19 protein-coding genes are annotated in these 21,291 nt (G+C 54.6%); 13 read left to right on the top strand and 6 right to left on the bottom strand.

Annotation, left to right across the window (positions count from 1 at the left end; genetic code table 11):
- Positions 1-186 precede the first annotated feature (186 nt).
- Entirely contained in the window at positions 187-1,557 is a 1,371-nt protein-coding gene (locus tag MKY64_RS29595; RefSeq protein WP_200869579.1) for a dicarboxylate/amino acid:cation symporter, read from the top strand.
- A gap of 100 nt (positions 1,558-1,657) precedes the next feature.
- Here MKY64_RS29595 and MKY64_RS29590 read toward each other — a convergent pair whose 3' ends face one another.
- Genes MKY64_RS29590 through MKY64_RS29575 form a run of 4 tightly spaced genes read right to left on the bottom strand, consistent with a single transcriptional unit; the run spans position 1,658 to position 5,397 of the window.
- The gene (locus MKY64_RS29590) at positions 1,658-2,653 is read right to left on the bottom strand and encodes a Gfo/Idh/MocA family protein (RefSeq protein WP_340957457.1); all 996 of its coding nucleotides are present in this window, start codon (positions 2,651-2,653) and stop codon (positions 1,658-1,660) included.
- Between the two features lie 14 nt (positions 2,654-2,667).
- Positions 2,668-3,621 (bottom strand): 1,4-dihydroxy-2-naphthoate polyprenyltransferase, encoded by a 954-nt coding sequence (locus MKY64_RS29585; RefSeq protein WP_036728342.1) that lies wholly within the window; start codon positions 3,619-3,621, stop codon positions 2,668-2,670.
- Between the two features lie 32 nt (positions 3,622-3,653).
- A complete protein-coding gene (locus tag MKY64_RS29580) occupies positions 3,654-4,427 on the bottom strand; it encodes a DUF6081 family protein (RefSeq protein WP_235191976.1) in 774 nt (257 codons plus the stop codon).
- A gap of 49 nt (positions 4,428-4,476) precedes the next feature.
- Positions 4,477-5,397, bottom strand: a complete 921-nt coding sequence (locus MKY64_RS29575; protein ID WP_327196473.1) for a prenyltransferase — start codon at positions 5,395-5,397, stop codon at positions 4,477-4,479.
- A 171-nt stretch (positions 5,398-5,568) separates the two neighbouring features.
- Between MKY64_RS29575 and MKY64_RS29570 the strand changes: the two genes are divergently transcribed.
- The 6 genes from MKY64_RS29570 (at position 5,569) to MKY64_RS29545 (ending at position 14,014) form a co-directional block, all read left to right on the top strand.
- Entirely contained in the window at positions 5,569-7,905 is a 2,337-nt protein-coding gene (locus MKY64_RS29570) for a bifunctional diguanylate cyclase/phosphodiesterase (RefSeq protein ID WP_340957454.1), read from the top strand.
- Positions 7,906-8,027: 122 nt separating this feature from the next.
- Positions 8,028-8,651, top strand: a complete 624-nt coding sequence (locus MKY64_RS29565) for an acetate uptake transporter (protein WP_036692138.1) — start codon at positions 8,028-8,030, stop codon at positions 8,649-8,651.
- Positions 8,652-8,912: 261 nt separating this feature from the next.
- The gene (locus MKY64_RS29560) at positions 8,913-11,057 is read left to right on the top strand and encodes a bifunctional diguanylate cyclase/phosphodiesterase (RefSeq protein WP_051478262.1); all 2,145 of its coding nucleotides are present in this window, start codon (positions 8,913-8,915) and stop codon (positions 11,055-11,057) included.
- 83 nt (positions 11,058-11,140) lie between these two features.
- A complete protein-coding gene (locus MKY64_RS29555) occupies positions 11,141-11,449 on the top strand; it encodes a hypothetical protein (protein WP_036728227.1) in 309 nt (102 codons plus the stop codon).
- A 393-nt stretch (positions 11,450-11,842) separates the two neighbouring features.
- Complete coding sequence (locus tag MKY64_RS29550; RefSeq protein WP_076080972.1) at positions 11,843-12,319, top strand: DsrE/DsrF/DrsH-like family protein; 477 nt, start codon at positions 11,843-11,845, stop codon at positions 12,317-12,319.
- Positions 12,320-12,499: 180 nt separating this feature from the next.
- Positions 12,500-14,014: an aminotransferase class V-fold PLP-dependent enzyme gene (locus MKY64_RS29545; RefSeq protein WP_036728224.1), complete on the top strand. Its 1,515-nt coding sequence runs from the start codon at positions 12,500-12,502 to the stop codon at positions 14,012-14,014.
- Here the strand turns inward: MKY64_RS29545 and MKY64_RS29540 are convergent.
- The gene (locus MKY64_RS29540; RefSeq protein ID WP_036728222.1) at positions 14,000-14,638 is read right to left on the bottom strand and encodes a TVP38/TMEM64 family protein; all 639 of its coding nucleotides are present in this window, start codon (positions 14,636-14,638) and stop codon (positions 14,000-14,002) included. The two genes, MKY64_RS29545 and MKY64_RS29540, sit on opposite strands and share 15 nt — an antisense overlap.
- Before the next feature lie 108 nt (positions 14,639-14,746).
- Here MKY64_RS29540 and MKY64_RS29535 point away from each other — a divergent pair, with 108 nt between their 5' ends.
- The 6 genes from MKY64_RS29535 (at position 14,747) to MKY64_RS29510 (ending at position 21,047) form a co-directional block, all read left to right on the top strand.
- Positions 14,747-17,866, top strand: a complete 3,120-nt coding sequence (locus MKY64_RS29535; RefSeq protein ID WP_340957448.1) for an ATP-binding protein — start codon at positions 14,747-14,749, stop codon at positions 17,864-17,866.
- Between the two features lie 2 nt (positions 17,867-17,868).
- Positions 17,869-18,996 (top strand): response regulator, encoded by a 1,128-nt coding sequence (locus MKY64_RS29530; protein ID WP_340957447.1) that lies wholly within the window; start codon positions 17,869-17,871, stop codon positions 18,994-18,996.
- An 84-nt stretch (positions 18,997-19,080) separates the two neighbouring features.
- Positions 19,081-19,278 (top strand): hypothetical protein, encoded by a 198-nt coding sequence (locus tag MKY64_RS29525; protein WP_036728216.1) that lies wholly within the window; start codon positions 19,081-19,083, stop codon positions 19,276-19,278.
- Positions 19,271-19,846: a zeta toxin family protein gene (locus MKY64_RS29520; RefSeq protein ID WP_340957446.1), complete on the top strand. Its 576-nt coding sequence runs from the start codon at positions 19,271-19,273 to the stop codon at positions 19,844-19,846. Before MKY64_RS29525 ends, MKY64_RS29520 begins: the two co-directional genes overlap by 8 nt.
- A 138-nt stretch (positions 19,847-19,984) precedes the next feature.
- Entirely contained in the window at positions 19,985-20,662 is a 678-nt protein-coding gene (locus tag MKY64_RS29515; protein WP_340957445.1) for a cohesin domain-containing protein, read from the top strand.
- A gap of 73 nt (positions 20,663-20,735) precedes the next feature.
- Positions 20,736-21,047 carry a GNAT family N-acetyltransferase gene (locus MKY64_RS29510; RefSeq protein WP_340957442.1) on the top strand — a complete coding sequence of 104 codons (312 nt, stop codon included), beginning with the start codon at positions 20,736-20,738 and terminating at the stop codon, positions 21,045-21,047.
- Positions 21,048-21,054: 7 nt separating this feature from the next.
- Here the strand turns inward: MKY64_RS29510 and MKY64_RS29505 are convergent, their stop codons facing one another.
- Positions 21,055-21,291 (bottom strand): hypothetical protein, encoded by a 237-nt coding sequence (locus MKY64_RS29505; protein ID WP_340957440.1) that lies wholly within the window; start codon positions 21,289-21,291, stop codon positions 21,055-21,057.

Raw genomic sequence — 21,291 nt, 5'->3', positions numbered from 1 at the left:
AAGTACCATTAACCCTATTCTAGCAAATTTTAGCACTTGATTCCTGTGATTTATCGCAGCCGGAATTCTGCATCAACCCGGAAACGAAAATTAACATATTTATACATTGACATTCATAAAATTACCATATACATTTAAACCCATAATTCCGACCAAAAAACTATTATTAGGAGGTTTTAGAGCAGCATGAATAATATCGACAACAATCTATTAACCGCCATTGAGACGAATTGGCATGGCTTTGTGGTCTCTATTATCGTATTCGGTATCCTTTATTTCCTGGCCCGCAAGAGAATCGGCTTCGGCACCCGTGTTCTGGCAGGGCTGGGCATCGGACTGATCGCAGGAATATTTTTTCAATATTTCACGTTGGAGACTAAGGCCATCAGCACCTTCGGCAGCATCTATGTCAGTCTGATCCGTATGCTTGTTGTGCCTCTGGTGTTCATTCTGGTATTGAACAGCATCTCTTCCTTAACTAACCTGGAATACCTGCGCAAAATCGGAATCAAAACCTTCGCCTGGTTCCTCGGCACCACCGGAATCGCCTCCATCATCGGCCTATCCGTGGCTCTGCTGTTTAACCCGGGCAAAGGCATCCAGCAGACCGTTCCCGAGGACTTCACCGCCCGTGAAATTCCCACCTTCTCACAGGTGATCCTGGACCTTGTCCCTTCCAACCCGGTGAATGAAGCCGCTACCGGCAAGGTTGTGCCTCTGCTGATTTTTGCCATCTTCCTGGCAGTGGCCATTATTAAGGTCGGCTCCAAAAAGCCGGAGGCTGTGAAGCCTGTCCGCGATCTTATTGAATCCTTGACGACAGTGCTGCACCAGGTTGTAAAATTCGTCATCCGCCTGACGCCTTACGGCGTATTCGCATTGATTGCCGGAATTACGGCACGCTACGGCTGGGATACCCTCCAGGAGCTGGGCAGTGTCATCCTAACCTCTTATGCCGCACTGATCCTGCACTTTGTCCTGATCTTCGGCGGGCTGGTGCTGCTCGTTGCCAAGGTGAACCCTATCCGCTTCTTCCGCAAAATCTATCCGATGCTGACCGTTGCCTTCACTACCAGAAGCAGCTACGCCACCTTGCCGATCAATCTGGAGGTCATCACGAAACGGCTGCATGTCTCACCGCGCATTGCCAGCTTCGTGGCTCCGCTCGGCGCATCCGTCAACTTCAATGGCTGCGGCGGCGTATGGCCGGCCATTGTGGCTGTGTTCACCGCCCAGGTCTACGGGATTCAGCTTACCGGAACTGACTATATCACGCTGGTATTGGTTAGCATCATCTCCTCTATTGGGGTAGCGGGAGTGCCTGGACCGGCTGTAATCTCTACCACCGTTGTATTGACAGCACTAGGCTTGCCGCTTGAGGGTATAGCCATCGTTGCCGGGGTGGAAGCCCTTATCGATATGGGCCGCACCGCAGTTAATGCTACCGGGACTACCGTAACAGCCCTGCTGGTGGCGAATTCAGAGGGCGAATTCGACCGCGAAGCCTTCAACCGTGGGGATAAAGAGGATGATGAGCTCCTCCTGAACCCAATCTAAGCAAGCTCCCTCTATAAAAGCATAAGGACGCCAAAAAGCAGCGATTCCTCCATAACCGGAAGAATCGCTGCTTGGCGTTATTAACAGATAGAACAAATGATTACGTCAAGCTGATCCGCTCACGCCTCCGGGCTGATGTAAGACAGCTCTCGATCAGCCTCATATTCTGCACCGGGTCCTCTTCCGCAATCCAGGGCTTGCCGCTGAAGACTGCTGTAGCGAAATGGTCGGCCTGCTGGACGTAAGGATTGGCTCCGACGGCTTCGACACGCCGGGGCTCTCCGCCGCCGTATATGAAGAACTCCGCATCATCGAATCTCGCATTGAACGGCATCGGAATCTCGATCCGTCCCTGCGTACCGAGCACCTCCAGGAGCTGGCGGTTGTACGCCCACATCCCGCAGTCGAAGATCAGGCTCTTCCCGCCGGGAAACTCCACCAGCCCGGAGGCCATCATATCTACATCATCATGCTCCGGCGAGAACAGCGCGTGCACGGTTACCGCCTCCGGCTCTGTACCGAACAGCAGCCGCGCGGCCGTGAGCGGGTAGCAGCCGACATCATAGAGCGATCCGCCTCCCCAGGCAGCGTTGAAGCGGATGTTGGAGGTATCCGTAGCATCGTTGTAGGTGAACGTGCCGCGGATGGTACGTACCGCGCCGATCGCGCCGCTGGCGATAATCACCTGCAGCTCATTGATGCGCGGATGATGCCGGTACATGTAAGCCTCCGCCAGGTGAACGCCCGCCTTCCGGCAGGCCTCTACCATCTCGGCCGCTTCACGGCTGTTGAGCGCAATCGGCTTCTCGCATAGGATATGCTTACCCGCTTCAGCCGCGCGGATCACCCATTCACAGTGGAGATGATTGGGAAGCGGAATGTAGACGGCATCCACCTCCGGGTCGGCAAGCAGCTCTTCATAGCTGCCGTAAGCCTGCTCAATGCCGAATTCGGCGGCTACGCTGCTGCTCTTCGTGAGTCCGCGGCTGGCCACCGCCCGGATCACTCCGGTCTCGGACTCCTGGATCGCCGGCATTACCGAGCCTGTGGCGATCTGCGCACAGCCCATAATTCCCCAGCGAAGCTTCTCTGCCATAGTTATCACCTTCCTTATCTTAGTGTGACCCATATAACAGCTATACCCAGCACAAGGATTCTTGCCGCACTCATCAGCACGAAATTCTTCACCGCCAGAATGAAGGTCGTGCCTTTATGCTGCTCCTGATAGAAGCGTGCAATATTGCGGCGCAGCGGAATCAGGGTCAGCAGGAGCAGCAGGACCAGGACCGGATGGACCCCGAGCAGCACCAGCACAATCAGATCGGCAAAAGACACATAATAGAGCAGCTTCCACAGCAGCAGCGCATTCTCCCGTCCGATGTACACCGGCAGCGTGTATCTGCGGTTCTCGATATCATCCTCGATATCGCAGATATTGTTCGCCAGCATAATTCCCGCAATGCCCAGAATGGCCGGGACGGAGAACCAGAACAGATACAGCACCTCAAGGAAATTGATATGCAGGCTGATCCATTCGCCCTTCAGCAGCAGAGTGACCACCGCCTGATCCGAATGAATATAGGCCGAGATGAAAATAATGACGAACCCCATGAACAGCCCGGAGAACAGCTCGCCGAGCGGCATCCGCGAGATGGGGATCGGTCCGAAGGAGTACAGGATGCCGATCAGGAAGGAGAGTCCCCCGAGCAAGAATACCAGCAGTCTGGTCTGGAATACCAGAGCAATGCCCCCGCCTGCCGCCAGCACAAGGAGAATGACGATCAGCGCCACCACCGTAGACTCCTTCAGCTTGAAGCGGACAATCGGATTATGGGTCTCATACCCGTAGCCATGGGTTTTGGCGGCCTTTTTGAAATCATAGTAGTTGTTGATCGCTGTTGTCGCCATATCAAAGCTTAAGAGGGATACCAGCATCAACACGAAGCGCAGGATATAGAAGTCCTCGAACCGGTACAGGGCATACAGCGTTCCCAGCAGCAGCGGGAGCATACTGGCCACCTTCGTCGGCAGCTCGACAAACTTGAAGAAAGTTCTTAGATTCACGGCCATTCATCCTTATCAGTCATATGAGCACGTTATTGTGCAGTGGTTGTAATAGTAACCGGCGACCATTCAGCGATAACCGTCTGTCCGTGCGCCGACACGCTGCCTTCCGGGGTCAGGTCCTTCTCCGTCATAATGCCCAGCGCGATGGTGAAGCTGTTGAATTTCACGGGCACATTCCGCTCGCGCCGCACCTCATTGCCATTCACATAGAAGACAGCCTCATTGTTGCCCCGGTGGTAGGTGATGGTGTACGTATTGAATTCGCGCGGCTTGAAGTCCGTATCCTCCTTGAAAATACAGAAGTATTTGGTCCCTCCCGTCTCGGGTACGGTTACCCCGGGGAACGGAAGGATGCCGTACACACTGGCGTATTTGTCGTTGCCGGCGAAGAAATCAAGCGCAGCGCCTGTGGTGAAGTCCAGCAGATTCAGCGACACATAGCCGTCATACAGATCCCCTGGTGCAGTGCCCTGTGTGCGGGCGCGGATCTGGAGCTCGAAGCGGATTTCGCCTTCCTCCGGAATCTTTACCGGCTGGGCCGAATAGTACATATGCTTGGCATTATCCAGAATCTGCACCTGATCATGTCGGCGGCTCAGCTGAGCCCGCACATACAGATACTCATTACGCACAATTACCACTGCTTCCGGCTCACGATACGCCCAGAACGAGCCGTCCGGCAGCTTGAAGCCGCCCGTCTGCCAGACCTTCCCTTCCTCCAGAATGGTATGGAAATCCCCAATTACCGTTTGCTTGCCCTGTGTTGCAGGCATACCTTCGTTCGCTGGCAGATGCTTGTCCATGAATTCTCCCGCTTTCTTTAGTGTAGTAGCCTATCTATTTCTTATATTGTTAAAATAGACCTTGGATCAGCAGCGCCGCTGTCATGACCCCTCCGCAGCGTACCGATGCGCGCTGTGAGGCACCCATAAGAGGCAGATAAGCTTCAGAAGGATTCTCCGGCCGGAGGCTGCGGTAGATCCGTATCGGGGCAATGGCTGTAAGCAGAGCGAGCAGCGCGTATACCGGCAAGATATGAAGCAGCACACATACAATCAGCGAAGCATAGGAGATGTAGAGCAGTACCTGCGAGAAAATCAGCGCTCTGCGCTCCCCCCATACCACGACCAGTGTGCGTTTGCCGGCCTGCCGGTCGGCTCTCCAGTGCAGAAAGTGATGATTGAACAGCAGCAGGGTTGTGAGCAGGCCACTCGGCAACGATAACAGCACCGGCTTAAGGCTGAATGCTCCGGTCTGTACGAAGTAAGCGCCAAGCACCGGCATGAGTCCAAAAGCCAGGAAGATGGCAAGCTCGCTGTAGCCCTTGCCCCGGTAGCCGAACCGCAGCGGCGGCGCCACATAGAAATAGGCGATCAGCGCCCCTCCGGCCACGAACCACAGAATTTCCCAGCCGCTGTACAGGCTGAGCAGCAGGCCGCAGCCAGCCGCAACGGCCAGCAGCCCCCAGGTCAGCAGGGCAAACAGCGACTCACGCATGACGCCCCCGGACAGAAACCCGGAGTTCGTAGAGATGGCTCCAGGTGTATGCTGCGCCTCTGTATCCGTGCCGTTGCGGAAATCCCAGAGGTCATTCACCATATTGGAGAATAAATGGGCCGCAGCCGCTCCGATGAACGTTATTACAAATAAAAACGGATGGAACACTCCCTGCCATACATAGGCCCCGGCTGTTCCCAGGACAACCGGTATGAGCATAACGGGGATCACTCCAAACCGTGAGGCTTTCTTAAATAAGGTCCACTTCTCCAGCATGCCAAGAAAAATCTCCTTTTATTATTATTTGATAATTATTATCATTAAATTATTATACATCAAAATTCGACACTTCGGGCAGATTTACGCTGCAAAATATTCCCTAATCGTGGTACACTATTACCGATGGTACTTATTTCCTATTAAATCTTAAATAATGAAGGGGATCAGATGAAACTCCGCAAAAAAATAATCATCTTCATTAGTTTTGTCGCTATCCTCGGCATTGGCTCCACCTATCTGATGCTTCATGTGTTTCTGCTGAACCGCTTCGAGAAGCTGGACGAGGCAGAGCTGAAGCGCAACCTGAGCAAGGCCACCGCAGCTTATCATCAAGAGCTGGACAACCTGAGAACGGGACTCCTTGATGTTGCCGTCCGGGATGAAACCTACCGCTTCATAGAGAACGTAGTGGCTACCGGCTCTGCGGACTCCGGCAGTACGGCTGCTTATCCAATGAATCATTTCGATATGATTGCCCTGCTTGATCTGGATGGACAACCACTGTACGGCGGCTCCTACGACCTTCCGGCAGGAATATTCACCCCGCTAACTGAGGAGCAACTGACGTTAATTAAGCTGATCCGAAGCCGTCTGCCTGTGCCGGGATCTCCCGGCAAGAGCCGGAGCGGCTTCGTTAATCTGGATAAAGGGACTATGCTAATTACCCTTACGCCTATTCTTAACAGCAGCAAGAACAAGCCGGTCATCGGAACGGCCATTGCCGGACGGATGCTGCACCAGGATGGAATCGCACAGATCTGGGAGGATACCCTGTCCACAATGGAGATGTCGCGTCTCACTACCCCGCTGCTTGCGGACAGCGGAGGGGAACGCGTCTGGACCAGCCCCGCCCGGGGCGGGCAGATGTCCATCCATACCATACTGGACGACCTGTTCGAAGATCCCGGGATGGTCCTCACCCTGAAGGAGCCGCGGCAGTTCTACAACAGCGGGCTCAAGTCGCTCTCCACCTTCCGTATGTTCTATTTCATCTCCATTCTGCTAATGCTGGGTGCCAGCCTCCTCTTCGTGAACCGGTTCATTCTGAGAAGGATGTCCACTCTGGTACGCAACATCCGAATGATCGGCAGCAGCAAGGATCTCTCCATCCGGATTCCCAGCTCAGGCAAGGATGAATTCAGTGAAGTGGAGGTTGAATTCAATCGGATGATTGATTCGCTGGAGCAGACCCAGGATGAGCTGCGGCAGCAATCGATGCTGGACCCGCTGACCCGTCTGCCCAACCGCTCGCTGTTTTTTGACAAATTGAATGAAGCGATTGCCGCCGTTAAGGGAAGTGACCGGCAGATCGTGCTGGTCTTCATTGATCTGGATCATTTCAAGACGGTGAACGATACCCTCGGCCATGACTTCGGAGATGCCATCCTGAAGGAGACCGCCTTCCGCATCACACAGGTTGTCGGCAAGCATGACGTTGTCTCCCGGCTCGGCGGAGATGAATTCACCATTCTGCTCTATGATGTGCCTGATGAAGGCAGCATTGCCCGGCAGCTCTCACGGATTCAGGAAGCCCTCTCCATGCCGCATCGGATCAAGGGGCATCTTCTATATAATACCGCCAGCATCGGCATCAGTATTTATCCGCAGAACGGGGAAGACGCCGATTATCTGGTCAAGCAGGCAGATCTGGCCATGTTCCATGTCAAGGAGACCGGCCGTAATAACATTTTCCAGTATTCAGAGGATCTGGAAGCAGGCATCCGGCGCAAAAAGGTACTAGCCCAGCAGCTCCTCTCCGCTGCCGCCGGGAACGAGTTCGAGCTGCACTACCAGCCGATTCTCAACACGGGACAACTGCAGGTATCCAAGGTGGAGGCCCTGCTGCGCTGGCACAGCCCAGCCTATGGCCCCGTCTCCCCGGCCGAATTCATCCCGCTGGCAGAGAGCAGCGGCTCCATTGTTGGCATCGGCAGCTGGGTGCTGCGCCAGGTCTGCTCTGATATGCGCGATTTCCGCAGCCGGGGCCTTGAGCTCACCGCCGCAGTGAATATCTCCGCGCTGCAGCTCATGCAGCCGGGCCTGCTGGAGCTGCTCTTAGAGCTGCTCGATGAATATGAGCTGCCCGCTTCCAGCCTGGAGCTGGAGATCACAGAGAGCGTGCTCGTCTCCGGGGACGGCATCTTCCTGTCGCTGCAGCAGCTTCGGGCCCACGGGTTCCGGATCTCGCTGGATGATTTCGGCACCGGCTTCTCCTCCCTCAGCTATCTGCGCCGCTTCCCGGTGGATGTGATCAAGATTGACCGCTCCTTCATCTCCGAGATGTCACGGGAGGCCCAGGGCGATGTGCTCGTCAAGGCGATTATCGAGCTGAGCCATAATCTGGGGCTGCGCGTAGTCTCGGAAGGCATTGAGCATAGAGAGCAATTCGATATGCTGCGGGAGCTGGGCAGCGACGAGCTTCAGGGCTACTATATCAGCAGGCCGCTTCAGGCCCAGGCACTGTATTCTTTTCTGGAGCAGGGTAATTATTACACCGGCCGTTAAGAGACTTCTTTTATAGGCAAGCTACTGGCGATATGATATGATAGGCAGGCTGATAACAGCACCCGACTTAGGGTGCTGTTATCCTATGCGAACACTTATGAAAATTGGAGGCTTTCATTGTTATGTCAGCGCAACCGCACACCGCACAGTCCGTCAAAATCGTTACCGCCGACCCCAGCGCCATCGGCTTATTCGGACTAGCCATCGTTACCCTGGTCGCTTCTTCACAAAAGCTCGAAATTACAACAGGTCTCAGCTACTGTATTCCATGGGCCATCTTCCTTGGAGCCTTCGCCCAGCTATTCGCATCCATCCAGGATGCCAAGCACAACAATACCTTCGGCATGACTGCCTTTGGCGCCTATGCGTTCTTCTGGTTCGGCATGGGGGCAAGCTGGCTGATCAAGCTCGGTGTATTCGGTGCAGTGCTGGCAGAGGGCGTGGACCCCAAGCAGCTGGGATTTGTTTTTGCAGGATATCTTGTGTTCACCCTCTTCATGACGCTCGGTGCTGTTGAGGCAAACCGTGTACTGCTGATTATCTTCATCCTGATCGACTTTCTGTTCCTCGGACTCTCGATGGATGCCTTCGGCGTCGCTGCGGAATTCTTCCACAAGCTGGCTGCCGTATCGGAAATGGCTATCGGTATCGTATCGCTCTACGGCTGCGGCGCATCTGTGCTCAACGCCCACTTCGGACGTACCTTCCTGCCGATTGGTGCCCCGCTAGGCATCTTCAAAAAATAGCACCGGCCTTCCAGCCGGGCAGGGCCATGCCCTTCTCTCCAAAGACTCGGATAAATGCTTACTGCCCTTTTATGCAGATGGTGTTTATCCGTTTTTGGATTCAGGCGGGTTTTGTTAGGAATTCCCTTGCGCAAACACGATAATAATGACATGCTATAGAGACCCAAACGACATTTATCGACATTTCCCTGCGGTCTAGGAACCGCTTATTATACACTTTGACATCTGCGGCTTTTATTTTTCCGGTATCGGGGGCAATCCATGGCTTTCCTTAGTAAAAAGCCTTTAAGCATCATCATCGGCTTCATCATCATCCTGCAGCTCTGCCTGTTCTATTATTATTCCGTATCCCTGGCCCGGGAATATAGAGCCGAGAAGGCGGATCTGGCCTCACAGGCGGTCATGCTGGCCTCGAACATCGAAGAGCGGGTGGCCATTGTGAAAGGGGTCAGCTCCTTTATCCAAACCGTCGGCTTCGATGCCGATCCCGCACTAATCCAGAGCTACCTGGTCACCGCACACGCCAAGAACACCAGCAATGTCACGAATATCATGATCGCTCCGGATGGTCTGATCCGCTACCTCTACCCGCTTGAAGGTAATTCGTCACTGCTAGGCAGAAGCCTGCTGCTGGATTCCTCCCTGGCCTCTCCCGGCATGATCCAAGAAACGCTCCGCTCCCGCAGCATTACAATAGACGGTCCGCGCACACTTGCCCAGGGCGGCTATGGCATGGTGATCCGGCAGGCCATCTATAAGGATAACTCTCTGGAGGGCATCGTCTCCGTCACCGTAAAGATGGATAATATCGTTAACCAGCTTGTATATAAGGACAGCAAAATATCTGTCACCACCAAGGATCATACCTTCCTGTTCGGCAATGAAGCCCATTCGAAGGACCCGCAGCTTACGGTTCCCGTGAACACCTATAATCAGCACTGGCTGATGGGTACTTCCATGCAACCGCATAAGAAATGGCAGGTGCTGCTCAGCGTACTGTGGATCGATATTGCTTTTCTGCTGGTGATTGCCTTTATTCTATATATTTTCTGGTATCAGAGCCGCTTCAACCGTGAGCTGGAACGGGTGGTCAGCATCCGGACCCGGGACCTGCGTATTTCCAAGCGTCTCTATGAAAAGCTTGCGCACTACGACAGTCTGACGGAGATCCCCAACCGGCGGTTCTTCATGGACGAATTTGAGCGTCTGCTGCAGAGCTCGGAGCCCACACAGACCTATAGCTTATTCTTTTTCGACCTGAACCGGTTCAAGGAGATCAACGATACGCTTGGCCACTCTACGGGGGATCAGGTGATCAAGACCCTGGCCGGACGGCTCAAATCCGGGAGCCTGCCCTTCAAGCTGTTCGCCCGTACCGGCGGAGATGAATTCGTGATGATCTTCGCGGGTCTGCCGCACACGGATATTCCTGTGATCGCCGGGCGGATCAGCACGCTGATCTCACAGACCCTCCTGATCTCGGGAGCGCATCTGAGCCTGTCCACCAGCATTGGCATCTCCCTGTACCCCGAGCATTCGCAGAATACGGACGATCTGCTGAAATTCGCCGATATGTCGATGTATCAGGCCAAGTCGCAGGAGGACACCAATTACTTCATCTTCGACTGGGAGCTGCGCGAGAAGCTGGAGCAGAAGACGATGATCGCCAAATATCTGCACTCCGCCCTGGAACGGGAAGAATTCGTGCTTTATTATCAACCCCAGATCAACGCCATCACAGGCGAAATGATCGGCATAGAGGCGCTGATCCGCTGGAATCACCCCGAGAAGGGGCTGATTGGACCAGGGACGTTCATCACTGCCGTTGAAGAAGCCGGACTGATGATCCAGCTCACCGATTGGGTGCTGCGCGAGGTGTGCCGCCAGCTCTGCGAGTGGCGCAGCCTGGGGATGCCGCTGCTGCGGACCTCAATCAATATCTCCAACAGCTGGTTCTACAACCGTAACCTGATTGAGAATCTGTTCGCCGTGCTTGACGAGTACGGGCTGGATACCGGTGTGCTCGAATTCGAGATCACCGAGAGCACCGCACTACTAGAGGAGCATTATCCGCTGCTGCAGCAGATGCGCGATCACGGGATCATCGTCTCCATCGATGATTTCGGTACGAAATATTCGTCGCTGAATTACCTGAAGCATTTTCCCGTGAACAAAATCAAGATTGACCGCACCTTCATCACAGGCATCGGCGTCAGCTCCATAGATGAGACCATCATCAAATCCATCGTCTTCGTCGCCTCCCAGCTTGGCTATGACCTGATTGCCGAAGGGGTCGAGACGCAGGAGCAGCTGGCCTTCCTGGTGCAGCATAATTGCCCGCATATTCAGGGATTCCTGTTCTTCCCTCCGCTTCCTGCCGATGAGATCCGCAAGCTGTTCTCCTGAAGCTGTCCGGATGCTTTGCACGCGGGTATGGGGATCGTTATAATTAGCTTCATCCGATGTTAACCCGAAAGGATTCTGAGACCATGAATAGATTGACTACCGGCGAAATGGCCGGAACCGCCCTGTTTGCGCTGATCCTCGCCCTCCTGGCGTACCGGATTATCCGCGGCATGCCGAAGATGGCCGGAGACATTACCGCCTTCCGCAAACGGACCCTCGTCTGGACCCAGGTCGCCCTGGTGCTTACCGTCCTTCAGCTCAACTTCAAGGCCGGAGACTGGCGCTTCGGCATTATCCTCGGCCTGATCGTCCTGTTCACCGGCAGCATCTGGCTGTCCGCCCGCCGCTATGACAACGCCCGCCGGGCTGAGGCTGAGCAGGGAGAGGAGTAGTGAGGAACACGGTGCGTTTGATGCGTGGAGCGGGGATAGCTGACTGGAGACAACGTGGAGTAACCCGTCCACCATTCGCCCCCCTCTCTATCCGCATCCAGTAGATTATGTGAGCACAATGTATGCTGTTTTCCACATACATTCTGGCCATACGCCTGCATATGAACACAATGTATGCTGTTTTTCGCATACATTCGGCCATACGCGGTATGTGAGCACAATGTATGCTGTTTTTCGCATACATTCGGCATTCGCCGCTGTACCAGCTTATATTTACGTTTCAGGCTCCTGCCAGGGAGCCTTTTCTGTGTCTTCCGGCCGGGCAGCAGGCATACTTTCCCTCTCCCTAACCATACTAATGACATTCTATGGATACCGATGGAGGGCTGATGAATGGGCAAAAAACTGAATCTGCTGATGTTCAGCGGGGAGTATGACAAGGCGATGGCCGGGCTGATTTTGGCGAATGCGGCCAGGGATATTGAGGTGGAGGTTACGATGTTCTTCTCGTTCTGGGGGCTGTTTCTCGTCCGGGACCCGGAGACTATGACGCTAGAGGATAAGAGTATCTATGAGAAGCTGATGGATGTCATTACTCCCAAGGGACCGGAGCAGCTTCCGCTCTCGCGGATGAACTTCAGCGGGCTCGGCAAGCTGATGCTGGAGGAGATGATGGAGGATCAAGGAGCACCGAAGCTTATACATTTTCTGAAGGGCGCGCGCAAAAAGAACATCAAGTTCTACGCCTGCAAGCTCTCGGTGGAGATCATGGGCTTCAAGCCGGAGGAGCTGCTGCCCGAGGTGGAGATTATCGATGCCGCCGCGTATCTGAAGGATGCGCTGGAGAGCGATATCCAGCTCTTCATCTGATGGCTATGGGCTTTAACCTAATTACGCCACCGGGCATATACTGAGGCAGACGAAGACGGATTGGTTACCCCCGGCGGGCATGCAGAGGCTGCGACTCACACGATACTTGCCTTGCGCAGCACCAGCGCCTGCCGGAATCCGTCTCATTGATAGAGCATTCATTGCCTGGAGGGATTGTCCGTGCTGAGTATCCACCGCGCCGCTGCGGCAGACGCGCCGTCTTCACTGCAAGAGCATTTCGCGGCATTCCGTGAGCACACTGTCGGCAGCCGCCATCTGATCTCCACCCCCTACGGACGGCAGCCGCTGCTGTACGCCGACTGGACGGCCAGCGGCCGACTGTATGAGCCGATTGAGCGCAAAATACAAGAGACCTTCGGCCCCTATGTCAGCAATCCGCACACCGACTCCAACACCACCGGCCTGACCATGACCCTGGCTTATCATGAAGCACGGAGCATCATCCGGCAGCATGTGAACGCCGCCCCCACAGATGCCCTGCTCTTCTGCGGCAACGGCACCACCGGCGCGGTGAACAAGCTGCTGCGGATTATGGGCCTGAAGCTGCCGGAATGGCTGAAGCAGGAAACCCTCTGCGCACCGGAGGAGCGCCCGGTTATCTTCATCAGTCATATGGAGCATCATTCCAATCTGCTGCCCTGGCAGGAGAGCTTCGGCGATGTGGTTACCGTTCCATCCGGGCCAGGAGGAGAGGTGGATCTGCAGCAGCTCGGGGAGCTACTGACGATCTACCGGAACCGCCGCTTCAAGATCGGCTCCTTCACCGCCTGCTCCAATGTCACCGGCATGGAGACCCCGTATCATCAGCTCGCTGCGCTCATGCACCGGCATGGCGGGGTATGCTTCGTGGATTTTGCAGCCAGCGCCCCTTATCAGGAGATCAATATGCATCCGGCAGCCCCGCAGGAGAAGCTGGACGCCATCTTCTTCTCGCCGCATAAATTCCTCGGCGGCCCGGGAACCGGTGGCGTGCTGCTGTTCGACACCGCGCTCTGCACCGGCCGGCTGCCGGATGAGCCCGGCGGCGGCACCGTGGTATGGGTGAACCGCTGGGGCGGACGCCGCTACATCGATGATGTTGAGGTCCGCGAAGACGGGGGCACCCCCGGCTTCCTGCAGGCGATCCGCACCGCCCTCTGCGTGAAGCTGAAGGAGCAGATGAACGGAACCGGACAATATATGATCGTCCGTGAACAAGAGCTGTGCCGGAAGCTGCTCTCGGGGCTGGCGCAGATTCCCGGCTGCTCCGTGCTGGAGGGCCTACACCGTAAGCGGCATGGCATTGTCTCCTTCACGCTGAAGGAGATTCATTACAATCTCGCGGTACGGCTGCTGAATGACCGCTTCGGCATTCAGGCGCGTGGCGGCTGCTCCTGCGCCGGTCCGTACGGCCATCAGCTGCTCGGGCTGAACCCGGCGCAATCCCAGGCATTTATCCAGGCGATCCACGCCGGGGACCAGTCGCTGAAGCCGGGCTGGATCCGCCTGTCCCTGCACCCGATCATGACGGACCGGGAGGTGGAGCATATGGTCTTCGCCGTACAGTCTATCGTCAGCAATATTGGAGAATGGAGCAAGGATTACCGCTACAATGCTGTCACCAATAGCTGGCTTCATACCGGGGAGAGAGGCGTTACAGAGGACGGGGAGATTCGTGAATTATTTGTGCTGTAGCGGCGCTTGGCCGCGCAGCTCCCGCTCCCGCGCCAGCCGGGCGAACCTGGCTTCAATCGCTTTAACCCCCCACAGAGAAGCTCCGATAAACAGCAGCACATAGATGATTTCCGCCGGATGACGGATGAACCGCTGCACATCATTGCCGATGTAGGATACCGCAAATACCATAATGGCTTTGCCGGCACACAGTGCAATCAGATAGGAACGCAGCCGCATTCCGGCCAGACCCGCCGCCATATTAATCACCACGAACGGACCCACCGGGAACAGGCTAAGCAGGAACACATAGCTGAACCCGCTCTGGCGGACCCAGGTCATCGCTTTGGCTACCTTGGGCCGCTTGGCCCATTTGGTGAGGTAGGGATGTCCGGCAATCTTGCGGATAATCAGGAAGGTGACCGTGCAGCCTGCGACCAGACCGATCCAGGAATACAGGAACCCCAGCCATAGCCCGTACACCGCCCCGTTAAGCCCTACAATTGCTATAGTCGGCAGCGGAGGTACGAACGATTTCATGAAGGTAAGCCCCACACCCGGCAGCGGCCCGAACGAGCGGTATTGCTCCAGCAGCTGCAACAGGCGCTCCTCGGTCAGCCATGACATAATATCTATATAGAACATTTCTTCAGCGCTCCTCAAGTACGATCTGGAATTTCAATTATACAACACTTCCGGCGGGAAGTAGAAGGAAGCTGGACAAGCGCAAGCTGCCGGAGATATGATGAAATTATGAGAACATTTGATTATAGTCTGCTGGCCAAAAGAGTGCTCGCCCTGTTATGCATCGGCCTGCTCGCCGCAGTGGCGCTGATCCCCCTGCTCGGCTCCTCGTCTGCCTGCTACAGCCCAAGGTCAGGATGGGCCGATTTATCCTCCTGCACCTTCGATAATTCTGCCGTCTACCCGCTTGAAGGGAAATGGGAATTCTATTGGCAGGAGCTGCTGGAACCGCTGGATACCTTATCCGGAACAGCAGAGGCACCGGCCTATATGTCCGTGCCCGGCGCTTGGGGCCGGGCATCGGAGGCTACCGGCTTCTCCCGCTACGGATATGCAACCTACCGTCTGCTGGTTCAGCTGCCGCCGGAGGTTCCCGCCTTCGCCCTCAAGGTGAGCAATATCCGCAATGCCAGCGAAGTATATGTAAATGGCGAGCGGCTGGGCGGAAGCGGAACGCCGGGGGAATCCCGGGAGACCACCAAGCCGCGCAATCATCCGTATTCCCTGATTTTTCACAGCAAGGATAACCTGGCGGAGATTCTGATACATACATCCAATTTCACTTATTCAAACGGAGGCATTGCGGAGCCTATCCGGATCGGCACGCCTGCTGCTATAGCTGCCATCGACCAGCGGAACCGGACCTACGACACTTTGCTGGTGGCAGGCTTTGCTTTTATCGGCTGCTATTTCATCGGCCAGGGCTTGCAGCGCAAAGAGGACAAGTCTTCGCTCCAGCTGGCTGTCTACTGCTTCGTGATCGCCCTCTACATGCTGACTCACAGTGAGAAGCTGCTCTTCGAGTACCTTCCATCCCTCTCCTATGAAGGATTCAGCAAGCTGCAGGCGGTGTCGGGTGTAGTCGGGTTCTATTGCGTGTCCAGCTATACCCATTCTTTGTTTCCCGCACTGTATTCCCGGCTCTTCAAGCGGATCTGCTTCGTATATGCCTTGTGCTTCTGCACCATTGTACTGTTCACCACACTGCCTGTATATTCGCGGATTACAGGGGTCCTGCTGGCCTTCAGCTTCATCTCTGTCTGCTATACCTTCTATGTCATGGTCAAGGCTGCCTGGCTGAGGGAGACCGGTTCTAACTATCTGCTGATCGGTGTGATTGCCGCAGTCATGTTCACCTTATCCTTAGCCAGCAATCTGTTCTTCGGTACCGAACTCTACGCTGTTCCGCCGGTAGCCGGTCCGATCTTCATTCTTGCCGAAGGGCTGTTCCTGTCTGCGCGCCACGCCCATGCCTACGAGACCATTAAGCAGCTGTCCCGGCAGTTGGAGCGCAAGGACAGGGATAAGGATGAGTTCCTGCTGAAGACCTCCGCCGAGCTGCGTATGCCGCTGAATGCCATCATTAACGTGGCTTTATCCATGCATGAGGGAGCCGGAGGACCGCTAAGCCCGTCCCAGCGGGAGGATATGCGGCTGATTCTCGGTACTGGCAGAAGGCTGGCCTTCCTGGTCAGGGATATTCTCGATTATGAGCAGATCAAGCGCCAGCGCATCACCCTGCAATGGGGGACCGTCGATGTCCAGGGGGTGGCAGCCATTGTCATTGAGGTCTTCCAGTTCCTGAACAAGAAGGGCAGCATCCGCATCAAAAATCACATCCCGCCGGGCCGCTTCCTGGTCCAGGCTGATGAACAGCGGCTGATGCAGATCCTCTATAGCCTGCTGGATAATGCACTGAAATTCACGGACCGCGGCAGCGTGGTCATCGAGGCCGCCTGGCAGGAGGAGTTCCTCTCCATTGCCGTCACCGATACCGGAAAGGGCATTCCCGAGGATCAGCTGGAGTGTATCTTCCATGACTATGAGCAGCTGAGCGAGGCCGATTCCCTTGAGACCGGAGGCCTCGGGCTGAGCCTTGCGATCAGCCGTAAGCTGGTAGAGCTGCATGGCGGGAGCATCTCCGTCTCTTCCCGGGTTGGCCGGGGCAGCACATTCACCTTCACGCTTCCGGGCAACGAGACGGAAGCCGCCGCTGCCGCCCAAGCCGGAGAACAGGCGCTCTTAAGACAAGCGTATACCCAGCCGGAAATGCTGGATGACCTCTGGAAATACCGGTCGGCTGATCCGCCGCAGTCCAGCGGACAAGCCGTTCCCTATGCGCCGCGTATCCTGATCGTAGATGACGACTATGCCAGCCTGAAGGCTCTGACCAACCTGCTGTCGCTGGAGAATTACAGCATCGCAAGCCGCAGCAGCGGCAAGGAGGCGCTTGCGCTGCTGGCTGTTGACCGTAATTTCGATCTCTGTATGATCGATGTTATGATGCCCGAGATGTCCGGCCTTGAGCTATGCAGGATCATCCGCCAGACTTACACCCCGCTGGACCTGCCGATCCTGATGGCTACAGCCGGGCAGCAGCTTCACTTCAACGAGGCGGCCTTCCGCGCCGGAGCCAATGATTTTATCCATAAGCCTTATATCTGGAGTGATCTTAAGGGACGGGTTAACACGCTGGTTCAGCTAAGGCGGTCTGTCTCCGAGCGGCTCAGCTCGGAGATCGCCATGCTGCGTGCGCAGATCAAGCCGCATTTTCTGTACAACGCTATTAATACAATCATCTGGATGAGTACGCGTGACACCGAGAAGACGCAGCTGCTGCTATACGATCTGAGCCATTTCCTGCGTGGCAGCTTCGACTTCAGCAACCAGGAGACCGCCATTCCATTTGAGAAGGAACTGGAGCTGATCGAAGCCTATCTGTCACTGGAGCAGGCCCGGTTCGGGAAGCGGCTGAATGCCGAGTATCATATTGAGGTTAGTGAATTCCCGCTGCCGCCGCTGATTGTGCAGCCCATTGTAGAGAATGCTGTTCGTCACGGACTGATGGAGAAAATTGACGGAGGAACAGTGATCATCTCCACCCGGCAGGAGGGCGGTGATATCCTGATCACCGTCTCGGACAACGGAAAGGGAATGAGCGATGAACAGCTATCCTCGTGGATGAAGGACGACTACCGATCTTCGCATGGCGAAGGCACCGGAATCGGCCTGCGGAACATTAACCGCCGGCTGCTCACACAGTTCGGGCGCCCGCTGATTCTTACCCGGGGAGCCAGCGGAGGTATAGATGTACTGATAACAATCCCATGGAAGGAGGAGGTCTCCTGAGTATGAGCATCTCTGTAATGGTAATTGATGACGAATGGCCGGCACTGGATCAGATGAAGCGGCTGCTGCTCCAGTGTGAAGGAGTATCCTCTGTCCTGACGTACGATAACCCGCGCGAAGCCCTCGCTGCTGCTTCCGAACTGAAGCCGGATGTTCTATTCCTGGACATCCAGATGCCGGAGCTGTCCGGCCTCACTTTTGCCGAGAAGCTGTTGCCAGTATCTCCGGACACAGACATCGTATTCGTAACCGCCTACCGGAATTATGCTGTCGAAGCCTTCGACTTGTCTGCGATGGATTATCTGCTGAAGCCCGTTGATCCTTCGCGGCTGCTCAAGACCTGGAACAAGCTGCTCAGTAAGCGTCTAGCGCCTGGGGCTGCCGGAGCAGCCGGAGCAACTGGAGCAGCCGGGAGGACAACTGCGTTCCGGCTCCTGGGGGATTATGAGCTAACCAGCCCTCAGGGCTTGGTGAAGTGGAGAACACATAAGGCCCAGGAATTATTTGCGTATCTGTGGATTCACAGGCAGGGCAGTGTCAGCGTGATCCTGAATGATGTGTTTCCGCAGTGGAATTACGAGAAGGGCAAGCAATATCTGCACACTACAGTCTACCAGATCCGCACCACCTTGAAGAAAGCCGCGCTGGAGGACAAGATTGAGCTGACCTTCGGCAGGGAAAACTACAGGCTGGAATCGAGGGGGATTGAGGGGGACATTGAGAAATTCCAGGAAGCTGCGGCGCTTGCGCTGCAAAGCAGCCAGCTAGAGGGTATGCAGCAGGCCGCCGCTCTGTACACCGGTGATCTGCTTCAGTCGCTGGACAGCCTCTGGGTGTATTCCGCCCGTGACAAATACCGCCGGCTGTACCTCAAGCTGCTGGAGCAGCTTACCCTGGGATTGGTGCAGGCTGCACGGCCACACGAGGCCGAAGATTACGCCATGCGCCTGACGGAGCTGGAGCCGCTGGAGGAGAGCTACGCCCTGCGGCTGATTGCGATCTATTACGAAACCGCCAAACCCCTGCGCGCCCAGCGCAAATTCACCCAGTTCAGTGAATCCTACATTGCAGAGACCGGCGACGCCTTGCCGGACTGGTTCGTCGACGAATACCGGCGGCTGGGTAAATAGGGTCGGGGTATTTTCAGGGGGGGAATTGGGTTGTGTTATACTATCATAAAATAAATCCCAATATTCAAGTGAGGTGCTATCCTAATGCTGCCCCAAAGAGAAGAATTACAACGGTTACTAAAAAAGGCAAACCAGCATGCAGTCGCAGAAGCCAAGAAAGCAGGAGCTTCCATCTATTATATAAAAAACGGGAAACGAATTCGTGAAGATGCCACTGGTCAAAAATTCGAAATTACTTATGATGTAGCCGGTAACCGGACTGAGCTTGTTAGTCATGAGTGAATCTAAATCTGTAATGACGGTTTTTGCCGGAACTAATGGAGCTGGAAAAAGCACAATTAGTTTCCAGTTGAGGGACTATGTTGGAACCATTATTGATCCTGACCAGATTGCTAAGAGGATTAATCCGGAAAATCCCAGAAGTGCAGATCTGTCTGCTGGACGAGAGGCTGTAAAGCAAATAAGGGAACTAATCAGTCATAAAGAAAACTTCGCTATAGAAACTACTCTATCGGGAAGTTTTGTCTTACGTCACATGAAGACAGCTAAGCAACAAGGTTATAAAGTCGTCATGTATTATATTGGATTACAGGATGTACAAATGCATATAGATCGGGTAGCTTCAAGAGTGGAGCAAGGAGGGCATTGGATTGCCGAAAAAGATATCCGCTGGAGATACGGTGAATCCTTGAGCAACCTGAAGCCTGCTTTAGAGATCTCAGATGAAGTCACCATTATCGACAACACCAGTGAACCTGAGGTGGTGATGGAAATCCAGAACTCACAAATCGGCTTTTGCAGAGATGAAATTCCTGCATGGGCTAGAAGAGCTTTAGAATTTTATTTATAATCCCGGCATTTTTTCGATATTTTACGCCATGGTTCGACGTTTATCAGTATTTTATCAGTGACAATTGTTACCATTGTTCATATACAAGATCATTCGTGCATAGGGATGCATCATTATGATGGCAATGGGGGATGTAACATGAATAAAAGGAATAGATTCAAGCGGGCAATCAGAGGGATGAAGGTACTGCCGCTTATGATGTCCATGATTCGTGAGGCTGCAGTGGATACCACCGCTCCTGCGATGTCTGTTGAGGTGACCACTGACAAAGAGGCCTATAATCCGGGGGATGAAGTTACCGTGCTGGTGCATTTAAAAGACTTCGCGCCAAATGACCTTGGCTACAGCTATCTTAACTTCATTATCCAATATGACAGCCAGGTATTTGATAACCTTGAATATACACAGCATTCGGTCTATACGGAAGGAAATTATACGGCTGGCAATGAGGTCGATAACCTGTTCCAGTTCAATTTCCAGAGTCCTGTGGATGGCAGTATCTATCTCGGAAAAAACACAAGTATGCGCGGCATTGATATTCAGGTTGAAGCGGGCAGCGGGCAGCAGGCGATTCCGGCAGTAGATCAGACTCTGGTCACGTTCAAGCTGAGGGTCAAAGAACTTACACTTGCCTCCTCCTCAACGATCAGCCTGGCCAATGAATTCACCAGAATCCGCACCTCTGAAGCCGCGAATAGCATCTATCTCTACTCGCCCGATGTCACAGCGAACGCCCCGGCAAGGATCGAAATTACCCAATCTCCGTCCGTCTCCGTCTTCTCTGCACTGGAGTCCGTTAACCGTCTTCTGACGTAGCAGTGTACCCTGCAACTGCGGCAGCTCCATCCACATACATATCCCTTACATCATTAGCTGCCGTCTATATTTCTTGTACTATGGTGTATATACATATCCTAATCTCACACTCTGTATCAAGCGGATTGTAATACAGACCAAGGATCGCGGCTACGGAACAATGGCGCTGAAGCTGCTGATCTATTGGGCATTTAATCACACGGATACGCACCGGCTGTGGCTCGACGTTAAGGATTACAATGTCAGAGCGCAGCATGTCTATGAAGCGGCCGGCTTCCAAAAGGAAGGCACCCTCCGCGAATGTATCCGGACGGAGGGTGGATTTGAGTCGCTGACAATCATGTCGATCCTTCGTGAGGAATATAAGGGGAATGATTCACTGTAATGCGGGTTCACCGATGAATCTCAGCAGCAGTCTGTCTGGTTCCGCCCACAAGTAGCGTCGTCACATGCTTACGTGCGTCCGCTGTAAGCAGCAGCAGCTCCACCGGCCCGCCGGCCGGCTCCCTGCGGATGAAGGTAACCCTGGCACCGTCCAGATCCTCATAGATCCCGGCCACGGTATAGCCTAGCCCGATGAGATTGTCGATTTCCTGCCGTTCCCGGTCGAACTCTGCAAATGCTGACAT

Source organism: Paenibacillus sp. FSL R7-0210 (assembly GCF_038009085.1).
In the GTDB taxonomy this organism is placed as follows: Bacteria; Bacillota; Bacilli; order Paenibacillales; family Paenibacillaceae; genus Paenibacillus_AQ; species Paenibacillus_AQ silagei.
Note: the sequence above shows the minus strand (reverse complement) of the source record. Positions and strands in the feature narration are given on the sequence as shown.

Coding starts and splice junctions, on each gene's coding strand:
- MKY64_RS29530 (WP_340957447.1), top strand. CDS start 17,869: ATGAGCATCTCTGTAATGGTAATTGATGACGAATGGCCGGCACTGGAT.
- MKY64_RS29580 (WP_235191976.1), bottom strand. CDS start 4,427: ATGGACAAGCATCTGCCAGCGAACGAAGGTATGCCTGCAACACAGGGC.
- MKY64_RS29595 (WP_200869579.1), top strand. CDS start 187: ATGAATAATATCGACAACAATCTATTAACCGCCATTGAGACGAATTGG.
- MKY64_RS29505 (WP_340957440.1), bottom strand. CDS start 21,291: ATGTCAGCATTTGCAGAGTTCGACCGGGAACGGCAGGAAATCGACAAT.
- MKY64_RS29590 (WP_340957457.1), bottom strand. CDS start 2,653: ATGGCAGAGAAGCTTCGCTGGGGAATTATGGGCTGTGCGCAGATCGCC.
- MKY64_RS29555 (WP_036728227.1), top strand. CDS start 11,141: ATGAATAGATTGACTACCGGCGAAATGGCCGGAACCGCCCTGTTTGCG.
- MKY64_RS29550 (WP_076080972.1), top strand. CDS start 11,843: ATGGGCAAAAAACTGAATCTGCTGATGTTCAGCGGGGAGTATGACAAG.
- MKY64_RS29515 (WP_340957445.1), top strand. CDS start 19,985: ATGAATAAAAGGAATAGATTCAAGCGGGCAATCAGAGGGATGAAGGTA.
- MKY64_RS29525 (WP_036728216.1), top strand. CDS start 19,081: ATGCTGCCCCAAAGAGAAGAATTACAACGGTTACTAAAAAAGGCAAAC.
- MKY64_RS29565 (WP_036692138.1), top strand. CDS start 8,028: ATGTCAGCGCAACCGCACACCGCACAGTCCGTCAAAATCGTTACCGCC.
- MKY64_RS29520 (WP_340957446.1), top strand. CDS start 19,271: ATGAGTGAATCTAAATCTGTAATGACGGTTTTTGCCGGAACTAATGGA.
- MKY64_RS29560 (WP_051478262.1), top strand. CDS start 8,913: ATGGCTTTCCTTAGTAAAAAGCCTTTAAGCATCATCATCGGCTTCATC.
- MKY64_RS29535 (WP_340957448.1), top strand. CDS start 14,747: ATGAGAACATTTGATTATAGTCTGCTGGCCAAAAGAGTGCTCGCCCTG.
- MKY64_RS29540 (WP_036728222.1), bottom strand. CDS start 14,638: ATGTTCTATATAGATATTATGTCATGGCTGACCGAGGAGCGCCTGTTG.
- MKY64_RS29575 (WP_327196473.1), bottom strand. CDS start 5,397: ATGCTGGAGAAGTGGACCTTATTTAAGAAAGCCTCACGGTTTGGAGTG.
- MKY64_RS29570 (WP_340957454.1), top strand. CDS start 5,569: ATGAAACTCCGCAAAAAAATAATCATCTTCATTAGTTTTGTCGCTATC.